Consider the following 12549-nt stretch of genomic DNA (forward strand, 5'->3'; position numbering starts at 1 on the left):
GGCGTGCGGTAGTCGGCGACCGCGTCGCGGCTGCGGCACTCAGCGCTGGCGGACGATGCCGAGACGTTTGAGGCGGCTTCGCAGCGTATTCGGATGAAGGCCGAGCATCGTCGCCGCGCCGGCCGGGCCCTCGATGACCCAGCCGCACCGCTCGAGGCTTTCCTGGATACGCTTGCGCTCGAGCTCGCCGAGCGTGAGCCCTTCCGGTTCGTCGCGTGACGGCCGAGCGGCGGAAGGCGGAACATGTGCCGCGCCGCCCTCTCGCGGCGGCGACTTGAACGACAGCAGGCTTTCCTCGATCTCGAGCACCGGCCCGTCGGAGACGATCATCCCGCGCTCCACGACGTTCTCGAGCTCGCGGATGTTTCCCGGCCATGGATAGTCGCGGAGCCTTGCGAGCGTGGCCGGATCGACGTGCGTGAACTTGCGCCCGAGACGCGCGCTGTAGCGCGACATGAAGTAGTGCACGAGCAGCGAGATGTCCTCGCGCCGTTCGCGAAGCGGCGGCACGCGCAGCACGAACACGTTGACACGGAAATAGAGATCGGAGCGAAACTTCCCTTCGGCCACTGCGGCTTCGAGGTCGCGGTTGGTGGCGGCGACGAAGCGCACGTCGACGCGCTGCGTGCGCGTCGAGCCGACGGCTTCGAACTCGCGCTCCTGCAGCACGCGCAGGAGCTTGACCTGCACGTCCAGCGGCGTCTCGCCGAGCTCGTCGAGGAACAATGTCCCCTTGTCGGCGAGCGCAAAGCGTCCGATGCGCCGTTCGGAGGCTCCGGTGAATGCTCCCTTCTCGTGGCCGAAAAGCTCGCTCTCGACGAGCCCCGCCGGCAGCGCACCGGCGTTGACCTTGATGAGCGGGCGATCCTTGCGCGCCGACAGATCGTGCACCGCGCGCGCGATCAGCTCCTTGCCCGTACCGGTCTCACCGAGAATGAGCACCGTCGAATCGGTCGGCGCCACGCGCTCGACCTGCTGCAGCACGCGCCGGATCGCGTCCGAAGAGCCGACGATGGTTTCGAAGTCGTGCTCGGCGCGAATCTCCTCGCGCAGATACGCGTTCTGCGCGAGCAGTCGCGCCTTCTCGCGCTCGGCCAGCACGCGTGCGGTGATGTCGACGATCATCGTGCGGGTGTGCTTTCCGTCGGGCTCGGGCTTCGACCAGCGCTGCACGTAGACCGGGCGGCCGTTGTCCTTGCGGCGAAGCTCGATTTCGATCGCGGCGCGCTCGCGGCCCTTCTGCTCGGACGCAAGCGACTCCTGGACGCGGTCCTGGTTGTCCTGCTCGGGCGCGACGAGTGACATGCCGTACGTGCCGGGCACGTCGCCCGGAGCCAGCCCGAGCAGCTCCATGAACGCGCGGTTGGCGCTGAGAAAGCGCGTGTCGGTGTCTTCGTACACGTAGGCGATCGGAGCTTCCTCGAACAGGTCGCGGAACTGTTTCTCCGAGTTGCGGAGCTTCCTTTCGATGCCGATGCGCTCGAGCTCGGCGGCGGCGCGGGACGCGAAGATGCGGAACATCTGGAGCTGGATCGCTTCGAGCGGCATCGTGCGGCGATCGAAGACCGCGAGGTGCCCGATCGTCTTTCCGCCGGCGTCACTGAGCGGAACTCCGAGATAACTTTCGATATGGCGCTCGACGAGCGGCAGGTCGCGCGGAAACAGCCGGTAGACGTTGCTCGCGTGATGGCAGAGATTTCCGCGCACGACGTCCTCGCACGGAGTTCCCGGAAGCTCCCACGACGAGTTCTCGAGGAAGCGGCCGTCGCCGTAGAACGCCAGCGTCCGTACGCGCGACGGCGATTCGGCGAACTCGGCAACGAACGCGAACTGCACGTCGATGGCTGCCGCAAGCGAGCGCACCAGCGACTGCAGGAACTCCTCGCCGGTGCTGCGCGACGTGCCCTCGAGGATGAGGCGGAGAACTTCGGCCTCGCCAAGGCCTGCGAACGAACCGGCCGTGCCGGCCTTCGTAACCGCTGCGCTGTTGTCACCCGTTGCGCTGTTGTCGCCAGGCGCGCTCTTTTCGGCAGGGCCTCGGTCTTTCATCAGCGGTTCTCCCCGGACGCATCCTCTGAAACCTCACTTCCGCGGCGGCGTCAAAGGCGCGGAGGGTTTTTCGATGAAACGAGGATTTCTCACACACCGGAATCGGTGGGTCGCGCCGGTTGTCGCGCCCGTCACCGTGGTCCTGCTGGCCGCTCTTTCGCCAGCCGCAGCCGGCGCACAGACGGCGACCCGGCCCGGGCTGACGCTGGACGGCGCCCGTCAGGTCATTGCGGCCGGCGTCGCGTACGCAGCGAAGAACGGCGCTCCCGGCGGTGTCATCGCGGTTGTCGACGAAGGCGGCAACCTCATGGCCGTCGAGCGTCTCGACGGAACGTTCGCGGCCGGTGCCATGATCTCGATCGGAAAGGCGCGCACCGCGGCGCTGTTCAAAAAGCCGACGAAGTTCTTCGAAGACGTGGTGAACAAGGGCCGCACCGCGATGACGGCGCTTGCCGATTTCACACCGCTGCAGGGCGGCGTGCCGATCGTTTCGGGAACATCGATCGTCGGTGCGGTCGGTGTCAGCGGCGCAGCCAGTGCGCAACAGGACGAAGAGATCGCGATGGCCGGCGCCGCAGTGCTCGCATCGCCCGCGACCAGCGCGCAGCCGGTGCTTTATTTCGACCACGCTTCGGTCGATGCGGCGTTCGCCAAAGGCGCGGCGCTGTTCGATGGATCCGGTGGTCGAAATTTCATGGTGCATGCGAGCCGCCGCGACCAGGCCGGGATGGCCGAGGTCCATACGCTCGATACCGACGTCATCCATGTACTGGACGGATCCGCCACGCTCGTGACAGGCGGGACGGTTGCGGACCAGCACGAGGTCGAGCCGAACGAGCTTCGAGGGTCCTCGATCACCGGCGGACAGACGCGGCGCATTTCCAGAGGTGACGTCATCATCGTTCCGAACGGCGTGCCGCACTGGTTCGAGGAAGTCCCGTCGCCGCTCATCTACTACGTCGTCAAGGTGCGGCGATGAGACTGCGGGCATGGGCTGCCGCACGCGGCAGATTCGTTCTGCGCGTGGTCCTGACGATCCTCGTCGATGTGCTCGCGCTGCTGGTCGCGTACGCGGACGCCGCCGTGCTGCCGGAGACGCCCGCGCTTGCGACGGTCGATCTCGCAACGGCAGACGGCCTTCGCACTGTCGCGGGCACGTGGCGATACAGCGATGCGAAAGTTTCGGCGGCCGCTTTTCGAAGCGCGGGGACGGCGGGTCAGCCCACGGGCGATCCCGTCGAGACCTACGACATCGTCCCGCATGCCGGCGCTGCGGGGTTCGACGATTCCGAGTGGCAGATGATCGCTCCCGAGTCACTGTCGCAGCGACGCGGCAACGGGCGGCTCAGCTTCAACTGGTATCGTCTGTCGCTGACCGTTCCGGCGCGAGTCGGCAGCATCGACGTCGCCGGCACCACGGCCGTGTTCGAAACCTCGGTCGATGACTACGCGGAAATCTGGGTGGATGGAGAGATCACACGCGCGCCGCAGCAGTCCGGCGGATCGGTCATCGCCGGCTGGAATGCGACGAACCGCGTAATCGCTGCGCGGCACGTGCATCCCGGACAGAACATCGTCATCGCCGTGTTCGGCGCGAACGGTCCGCTTTCGAACCCGCCGACGAACTTCATCTACATGCGGTCGGCGCGGCTGTCGTTTCACGCGTCGGCTCCGGGCGCGGTCGCAATGGCGCCCGCTGAAGCGAACGTGGAAGTGATCCGCAACGATCCGGCGCTCGACGAGATCGTCAGCGCCAATCCGAAGCTGTTCAAGCTCGCCGAAGGCTTCGAGTTCACCGAAGGTCCGGTGTGGGTCGCCGGCGACGGCTATCTGCTGTTCAGCGATCCCAACAGCAACATCATCTACAAGTACCGCCCGGATGGTGATCTGTCGGTCTTTCGCCGGTCGAGCGGTTACGAAGGCGCCGACATCGCGGAGTACCACCAGCCGGGCTCGAACGGGCTTGCGATCGATCGCGAGGGTCGACTCGTCGTCGACGAGCATGGCCGCCGGCGCGTGTCGCGCGTCGAGAAAGACGGCACCGTCACGGTGCTCGCCGCCAGTTATGGAGGGAAGCGGCTGAACAGCCCGAACGACCTGGTGCTTCATTCGGACGGCTCGATCTATTTCACCGACCCGCCGTTCGGACTTCCGAAGGCGTTCGACGATCCGCGCAAAGAGCTCGCGTTCAGCGGCGTCTATCGCATTTCGGACGGCAGGCTCGATCTTCTCGTCGACGACCTGACCGGTCCCAACGGCATCGCATTCTCACCGGACGAGAAGTTCCTTTACGTCGGCGACTGGGACGAGAAAAAGAAAGTGGTGATGCGCTATCCGGTCCTTGCGGACGGCAAGACCGGCGCCGGGGAAGTCTTCTTCGACATGACGTCCGCGCCCGGCGAGGACGCGATCGACGGCATCGAAGTGGACGTCAACGGAAATCTCTACGTATCGGGGCCGGGCGCGCTGTGGATCCTGTCGCCGTCGGGCAGGCATCTCGGAAGCGTCGTGACGCCGCAGCATGTGCACAACATGGCGTGGGGCGGCGACGACGCAAAGACGCTCTACCTGTGCGCCCGCGGTGGCCTGTACCGGATGCCAATGGGCATTGCCGGAGTTCGCCGCTGACGGGCGACCGATGAACAGTTCGCCGGCGTGCCTACCCGTTCAGTTTCGGCAGCACGTCGCGCCCGAACGCTTCGATCCACTCCTTCTGGTTGCGGCCGACGTTGTGCAGGTAGATCTGATCGAATCCGAGGTCGATGAACTTCTGGATCTCCTTGCGGTGCACTTCGCAATCGGCCGTCATCAGCATGCGGCCCTGGAAATCGTCGGTGCGGACCATCTTCGCCATCTGCTCGAAATCGAGCGGTGAGCGGATGTCCTGCTTCGGGAATTTCATGCCGCCGTTCGGCCACTCGATCAGCGCGTTCTGCATGGCCTGCTCGTCGGTTTCTGCCCATGACAGGTGCAGCTGGAGAATCTTGCGGCAACCGTTCGGGTTGCGCCCGCCCTTCTTGCAGCCTTCGGCGACGGCCTTGAGCACCTTGTCGATCTTCTCGACGGGAGCTCCGACCGTGATGATGCCGTCGGCGTGCATGCCGACGCGTCTTGCCGTGATCGGTCCGGCGGTCGCGATGTAAATCGGCGGCGGCTTCTCGGGCATCGTCCACAGGCGAACCGTTTCGATCTTGAAGTATGGACCTTCCTGGCGCGTGTCTTTTCCGGTGAACAGGCGGTGCATGAAGTCGACGGCTTCGAACATCCGGTTCGCACGTTCCGGCGCCTCCGGCCAGTAGCCGGCCACGACGTGCTCGTTGATGGCTTCGCCCGACCCGAGCCCGAGCCAGAACCGTCCCGGGTACATCGCTTCCATGGTCGCGGCGGCCTGCGCGATGATGACCGGATGCGTGCGGAACGACGGGCACGTCACGCCCGGTCCGATGTCGCCTTTGGTGCGCTCGGCAACAGCGGCCATGAACGACCAGACGAACGCCGATTGTCCCTGCTGCGGGACCCACGGCTGGAGATGGTCCGACGCCATGATGCCGTCGAAGCCGTTCTGCTCGGCCAGCACGCACAGATTGAGCGCTTCGGTCGGATGGAACTGCTCGAGCATCGCGGCGTATCCGATTTTTACAGTCATGGGCGATTCCTTTGCGGACCCGGCAAGCGGCACCGCTTCGCTGCGGAGCCCTCGCGGGTGAAGCGGCGCACCGATGCAGCCGCCGACCACGCCGGATGTCAATCGCTTGCCCCGCGTGCAGCAGCCGCAGGACCGGGTCAGCCGGCGCACCCGCCCCCGGTTTTGCCTTTCCTCTGAGACCAGCAGGTTTCCAGGAACTTTCCACGTTCTTTCCAGACTCGCTGGACCCGCATGTGCGAGCCTCGCAACCATGGATGCACCCGACAAACGCGCAGGCGGTCAGCCCGATGGCGAGCCGCGCGACACCCGTGCCGGCTCGCAGGCTGCCGCAGGCACGCCGGCTACCGAGCTCACCAAAGAGGCCTCGCCGCGCCAGGCCTTTCTGCTTCAAGTCGCGGAACTGGCCGAAGGCGGCGAGCTGCGCGGCCGCGTGCAGAGCCTCGCGACGGCCGACGGCGGCAATTTCTCGTCAGTGACCGCGCTGATCGCGATTCTGCGCCGCGTCCTGACGGAGCCCGCGGAGCGAACCGACGAGTAACGGGTTGCTGATGCCTGCCACGATCGGCGTGGGCAGGCGCAGCACCGCGGCCGCGAAGCGAAATCCAGGTCGCCACGCCGCAAGTACGATCGATTTACGAAACACTGAGGGAGGATCATCGACATGACATTCAATGAAGCGAAGAACACACCGCGGCGGACCGGCCATCGTACGTTGCGGATGGCAGCAGCGGTGTTCGCGCTGCTGCAGGCGACCGTGCTGTGCACCGCTCCGATCGCCGGAGCGAGAGCCAATGCGAATCCCGGCACAGAGGAAGGCGGAGGTAGCGCCAACCCGGTCACGCCGCCTCCGTACGTATATCCGGTCGAAGGCTTTACGTGGTCGGCGCCGCAGCGCTATAGCTACTGGACGACGGCGTGGCACGAGTGGGGCGGCGCGCCGAAGCCGTGGCAGACCGAAACCTACAACGACGACTACGTGAATCCCAAGACCTGGTATCTGTATTTCAACGGTTGCCAGAGCGAGGCCGACTACTACCACGACTTCTACGGCGACGTGAAAGACGAGGACGGGCACATCCTCTATCCGAAGGGTACGTCGCGGTATCAGTGGAAGTGGAACGGCAAGACCATTGCGCCTTCGACCGATTGCTACACCGTCCTCGATTTCCCGGCGCAGGGAAATTACTGGGTCGAGCTCACGGAGACGGATGCCGACAACGCGGTGACGACCTGGACGATTCCGGTGCAGGTCAAGGACTACCTCGTCGTGGTTCTCGGCGATTCGTTCGCATCGGGCGAGGGCGCGGTCGACTGGCCGATCTACCCGGAAATTCCGAACGACCCGCCGCAGAACGCCGACTGGGCAGACGACCGCTGTCATCGCTCCATGTATTCCGGCGGCGCCCAGGCGGCCGCGCTGCTCGAGGCTGCCGATCCGAAGACGAGCGTCACGTTCCTGTCATTCGCATGTTCGGGAGCTACGCTCGACACCATGCGGTACAACACGGGAACCCTCGACACGCTCGACCCGTACAACCCGACGCTCGGTTTCGAGCGCGGCACCGGCATCACCGGCCCGTACGCCGGCATGGAGCCTCCGCCGAACGGCGTGGGACCTTACGAGGTGGCCAGCCAGACCGTGCAGCTCAACTACGCGCTCACCGGGCACCTGACACACCCTCCGCGCAAAGTAGACACGCTGATCGCCGCCGGCGGCATCAACGACGTGCGTTTCTCCGACCTGGTTGGCGTCTGCATCCTCGAGGATCTCTGCCATCTGCAGCCCGTCGGCACGGGTGGCGTCCAGCTCGACCAGCAGTTTGCCAACGATCTCGAGAATGTCGCGCCCGGTTGGGAGAAACTCGGCGACCAGCTCGACGGCTACGGTATCCAGGTTGCGCCGCACATGAAGCTGGCGCTCGAGTACCCTGGGTTTTTCCAGACGGACAGCGGCCTTCAGTGCCCGGAGCTGTTCACCGACATCACTGCCCTTGGCAAATGGGATTTCGACGAGATCGGTGTCGCCGAGGCCGTGTGGGCGCCGTCGCTGAATACAGCCGTGCAATTGGGGTCAGGCGGTGCCGGCTTCGATTTCGTCGGTGGCATCGACGCAGCATTCAAGAAGCACGGCATGTGCGCGAACGATCGCTTCATCAACACCGCCACCGATGCCCTGAACACGCAGGGTGACGAGAACGGCAACGTAGCGAATCCGTTTCATACGCAGAGCAGCACGACCGGAACAGCCCATCCCAACAGGAAAGGCTACGCGGCAGTTGCCGCAAAGATCCTCGATCACCTGCAGCCGTACATCGTCAACGAGCCTCCGGTCGCCAACCCGGACGAGGTCCAGGCGGCTGCGATTTATGGCAGCCAGTTCAACGTGCTCACCAACGACACGGACCCGGATGGCGATCCTCTGTCTGCACGCCTGGTGTCGGAGCCCCGGTACGGACACGTCACGATCGCGCCGAACGGAGAAGCCTCCTATCGCGCGAACTTCAACTACGCAGGCCCCGACAACTTCACCTACGAGGTCACCGACGGCGAGTACAGCGTGATCACAGGCGTCACCATCACGGTCGCTCCGCTGCAGGTAGCGACGACCGAGGTTTCGTACGGCACGATCACGCCGATCGGAGGACTGCTCGGCGGCTTCGTGCTCGAGCCGCCGTACCTCATCGTGTTCGACAAGCCGCTGAAGCCGAAGCGCGGCCTGATCTCGCAGGTGCCGGGCGTGGATGCGGTCATGTACAGTGCACCCGACCTCGCGCATCGCCGGCGGCTGAAGCTTCCCTACACGATCTACTCGCAGGCAGCGCCTCCCAGCACCGCCGCGGGCAGCAGCGTGCGCGGGATGCTGCAGATCAAGGTCATGAAGTAACGTCGGCCGTGTGTCGCCGGCGTCTCGCGGATGCGGGGCGCCGGCGATATCGACACCGGCTCGTTTCGATGCCGCTACCGGCGATGGACCTGTTGTTGCGATGCGCGGCACAACCAGCGCGGCTATCTCGTCGATGCGCGAACATTCCCCGGGGAATGTGACCTGGGTTTCGTCTGATGCATCACGGCCTCCTACGCCGGCTAACATCGAGCTGCGCTGCGCGGCACACAACCAGTATCAGGCGGACCTCGACTTCGGCCGCGGCTTCATGGACGCGAGGCGCGGCAATCCCGCCGATGCGCGAACATTCCCCGGGGAATGTCGCGGGATGGCGGCTGCGCCGTGAAGACGTCGTTGAGGTGAGCTCGGTTGTCGGCCCGGGGCGTAGCCGCTCAGGCGGCGCGCGGCGATCGCTACGCCTATCTTTGAGTCACCTGCCTACGCATGCGGCAGATCGGGCGGCAAAAGCATGCGGATTGCTGCGTTTGTGACGAATCGCGGGCGGCCTCGACTTTGCTTACCCGTGGGGTTCAGGCCCGCGGACCATGCCCATACACGTCGCCCTCCATCATCGCAGCAGCTACAGGTACGACCGCCGCGTCGAGCTCGGGCCGCAGACCATCCGCCTGCGCCCGGCGCCGCACTGCCGCACGCGCATCCTCAGCTACTCGCTCAAGGTCGAGCCCGCCGGACATTTCCTGAACTGGCAGCAGGACCCGCAGGCCAATTTCCTTGCGCGCATGGTGCTGCCCGAGAAGACCGACACGTTCGTCGTCGACGTCGACCTGGTCGCCGAGATGTCGGTGCTCAACCCGTTCGACTTCTTCCTCGAGCCGCACGCCGAGCAGTTCCCGTTCGCGTACGACGCCGGCCTCGACCACGAGCTCGAGCCGTTCCGGCGCCGGCTTGAAAAGACTCCGCTGTTCGACGGCTATCTCGCACGCGCCAGAGCCGCGCTTCTCCCGGATGGCCAAGTGAGCGCGGGAGCGCGAACGCCAGAACCGAGCGCGGGAGCGCGAACATCAGAAGGCCCGCGCACCATCGACTTCCTCGTCGCCCTCAACCGCCTCGTCTTCAGCGACGTGCGCTACCTCATCCGTCTCGAGCCCGGCGTGCAGACGCCGGAGCAGACCCTCGAAAAACGCTCCGGCTCGTGCCGCGATTCCGCGTGGCTGCTGTGCCAGATGCTGCGCTCGTTCGGGCTGCCGTCGCGTTTCGTCAGCGGTTACCTCATCCAGCTCGTCGCCGACGTGAAGGCGCTCGACGGGCCCGCCGGCGCCGCGCAGGATTTCACCGATCTGCACGCGTGGTGCGAAGTCTACCTTCCGGGCGCGGGCTGGATCGGCCTCGATCCGACGTCGGGGCTTCTCGCCGGCGAGGGCCACATCCCGGTGGCTGCGACGGCCGATCCGCAGAGCGCTGCGCCGATCAGCGGCGCGGTCGAACCGTGCCGCTCCGAGTTCCATCACGAGATGACGGTCACGCGCATCTTCGAATCGCCGCGCGTGACCAAGCCGTACAGCGACAGGCAATGGGCCGAAATCGATGCGCTCGGCCGCGCGGTCGACCACGACCTCGCACGCGGCGACGTGCGGCTGACGATGGGTGGCGAGCCCACGTTCGTGTCGATCGACGACGTCGACGCCGACGAATGGAATACGGCTGCGCTCGGACCCAACAAGACTCGCCTCGCGTGCCAGCTCATCAAGCGCCTGAAGAAACGCTTCGCGCCGGGCGGGTTCCTGCAGTACGGCCAGGGCAAATGGTATCCGGGCGAGCCGCTGCCGCGCTGGGCGTACGCGTGCTACTGGCGCACCGACGGAGCGCCGGTCTGGACGCACCCGGATCTTTTCGCCGATGCGGAGCACGATTACGGCTTCAGCAAGGTCGAAGCGGAGCGCTTTGCTGTCGCGTTCGCGCGGCGGCTCGGCTGCGGCGACCAGTGGCTGATGCCGGCGTACGAAGATACGTGGCATTACCTCTGGAAGGAGCGCCGTCTTCCGGCCAACGTCGATCCGTTCCGATCCGAGCTGAAAAACGAACAGGACCGCGTGCGCCTCGCGCGCCTGTTCGAAACCGGGCTCGACGAGGTCGTCGGCTACGTGCTGCCGCTGCGCCGCATCGAGCGCGGCAAGGAGCGCGTCTGGAATTCGACGTCGTGGTTCCTGCGCCCGGGCCGCTGCTACCTGCTCCCCGGCGATTCGCCGCTCGGACTGCGCCTGCCGCTTGAATCGCAGCCGTGGGTAAAGCCCGGCGACTATCCGCACCTGGTCGAGCGCGATCCGCTCGAGCTGCGTCCGCCGCTCGCCGCGCTCGTCGCAGATGCGCGCGCGGCGTCGGCGCAGAAAATCGAAGACGACGCCGCGGCCGCAGCCAAGCCTCCCGCGCCAGGCGAATCCGCCGAATGGATCGCGCGCACCGCGCTGTGCGTCGAGGCGCGCGGCGGCCGCCTGTATGTGTTCCTTCCGCCGGTCGAAACGCTCGAGGATTATCTCGACTGCCTGCGCGCGGTGGAAGACACCGCGGTCGGGCTCGCGCTTCCGATCATCCTCGAAGGCTACGCGCCGCCGGCTGACCCTCGCCTGAATGTGCTCAAGCTGACGCCCGATCCCGGCGTCATCGAAGTCAACGTGCAGCCGTCGCATTCGTGGAGCGAAATGGTCGACCTGACCGAGTTCGTCTACGAGGAAGCGCGCCAGACGCGGCTCGGGACCGAGAAGTTCCTGCTCGACGGACGCCACAGCGGCACCGGCGGCGGCAACCACATCGTGCTCGGCGGCGCGACGGCCGCGGATTCCCCGATCCTGCGGCGGCCGGATCTGCTCCGCAGCCTCGTCTCGTACTGGCAGAACCATCCTTCGCTTTCGTTCCTGTTCAGCGGCCTGTTCATCGGGCCGACCAGCCAGCATCCGCGCATCGACGAAGCCCGCAACGATTCGCTCTACGAGCTCGAGATCGCGTTCGCGCAGATTCCCGACGACGGGCCGTGCCCGCCGTGGCTCGTCGACCGGCTGTTTCGAAACCTTCTCGTCGACGCCACCGGCAACACGCATCGCAGCGAATTCTGCATCGACAAGCTCTACGCGCCGGAGACGGCGACCGGGCGGCTCGGCCTGCTCGAGATGCGCGCGTTCGAGATGCCGCCGCACGCGCGCATGAGCCTCGCGCAGCAGCTCCTGCTTCGCACGCTGGTGGCCGCATTCTGGAAGAAGCCGTATCGACGCAAGCTCGTGCGCTGGGGCAGCTCGATCCACGATCGCTGGATGCTGCCGCACTTCGTCTGGAACGACTTGTGCGACGTCGTGGGCGAGCTTGCGGCCGATGGCTATGCGGTGCGGCCCGAATGGTTCGCGCCGCATTTCGAATTTCGCTTCCCGCAGATCGGAGACCTCGATGCGGCGGGCGTGCATCTTGAGATCCGCACTGCGCTCGAGCCGTGGCACGTGCTCGGAGAAGAACCGGGCGGCGCCAGCACGGCGCGCTACGTCGACTCGTCTCTGGAGCGCGTGCAGGTCAAGGTCCGCGGCCTGACCGATTCGCGTCACGTCGTTGCGGTCAACGGCTGGTCATTGCCGCTTCATCCGACGGGGACGCACGGTGAGGGAGTCGCGGGCGTGCGCTATCGCGCATGGCAGCCGCCGAACTGCCTGCATCCGACGATCAAGGTCCACGCGCCGCTGGTGTTCGACCTCGTCGACACATGGACCGGCAGAAGCATCGCCGGCTGCACGTACCACGTGAGCCATCCGGGAGGGCGCAGCTACGAGACGTTTCCCGTCAACGCATACGAGGCCGAAAGCCGCCGCCTGTCGCGCTTCTTCCGCAACTCGCACACGCCCGGCCCGCTGACGGCGCGAAGCGGACAGGCCAGCCGCGAATACCCGTTCACGCTCGACCTTCGTGCGCCGGGAGGCACCGCGGGACGCACCGGATGAGCACCGCGCCGGTTGGTGACAGGCGCGCGTTGAGA

The 12549-nt window shown here is 66.0% G+C and carries 8 protein-coding genes; 6 read left to right on the forward strand and 2 right to left on the reverse strand.

The window, feature by feature from the left end:
* Positions 1 to 39 precede the first annotated feature (39 nt).
* Positions 40 to 2049: a sigma 54-interacting transcriptional regulator gene (locus tag VN634_08525; protein HXC50914.1), complete on the reverse strand. Its 2010-nt coding sequence runs from the start codon at positions 2047 to 2049 to the stop codon at positions 40 to 42.
* Positions 2050 to 2122: 73 nt separating this feature from the next.
* On the opposite strand from VN634_08525, the gene VN634_08530 reads away from it, so the two are divergent.
* Complete coding sequence (locus VN634_08530) at positions 2123 to 3028, forward strand: heme-binding protein (protein HXC50915.1); 906 nt, start codon at positions 2123 to 2125, stop codon at positions 3026 to 3028.
* The gene (locus tag VN634_08535) at positions 3025 to 4677 is read left to right on the forward strand and encodes an SMP-30/gluconolactonase/LRE family protein (GenBank protein ID HXC50916.1); all 1653 of its coding nucleotides are present in this window, start codon (positions 3025 to 3027) and stop codon (positions 4675 to 4677) included. The genes VN634_08530 and VN634_08535 overlap by 4 nt, the downstream gene beginning before the upstream one ends.
* Positions 4678 to 4708: 31 nt before the next feature.
* Here the strand turns inward: VN634_08535 and VN634_08540 are convergent, their stop codons facing one another.
* Positions 4709 to 5695: a TIGR03557 family F420-dependent LLM class oxidoreductase gene (locus VN634_08540; protein HXC50917.1), complete on the reverse strand. Its 987-nt coding sequence runs from the start codon at positions 5693 to 5695 to the stop codon at positions 4709 to 4711.
* A 250-nt stretch (positions 5696 to 5945) separates the two neighbouring features.
* Here VN634_08540 and VN634_08545 point away from each other — a divergent pair, with 250 nt between their 5' ends.
* The 4 genes from VN634_08545 (at position 5946) to VN634_08560 (ending at position 12514) form a co-directional block, all read left to right on the forward strand.
* Positions 5946 to 6233 (forward strand): hypothetical protein, encoded by a 288-nt coding sequence (locus tag VN634_08545; protein HXC50918.1) that lies wholly within the window; start codon positions 5946 to 5948, stop codon positions 6231 to 6233.
* Positions 6234 to 6356: 123 nt separating this feature from the next.
* Positions 6357 to 8579 carry an Ig-like domain-containing protein gene (locus VN634_08550; GenBank protein ID HXC50919.1) on the forward strand — a complete coding sequence of 741 codons (2223 nt, stop codon included), beginning with the start codon at positions 6357 to 6359 and terminating at the stop codon, positions 8577 to 8579.
* A 133-nt stretch (positions 8580 to 8712) separates the two neighbouring features.
* Positions 8713 to 8925, forward strand: a complete 213-nt coding sequence (locus VN634_08555) for a hypothetical protein (protein ID HXC50920.1) — start codon at positions 8713 to 8715, stop codon at positions 8923 to 8925.
* A 199-nt stretch (positions 8926 to 9124) separates the two neighbouring features.
* On the forward strand, positions 9125 to 12514 hold the full coding sequence (locus VN634_08560) for a transglutaminase family protein (GenBank protein ID HXC50921.1): 3390 nt from the start codon (positions 9125 to 9127) through the stop codon (positions 12512 to 12514).
* The last annotated feature ends 35 nt before the right edge of the window (positions 12515 to 12549 follow it).

This window comes from Candidatus Limnocylindrales bacterium (assembly GCA_035571835.1).
In the GTDB taxonomy this organism is placed as follows: domain Bacteria; phylum Desulfobacterota; class Binatia; order UBA1149; family CAITLU01; genus DATNBU01.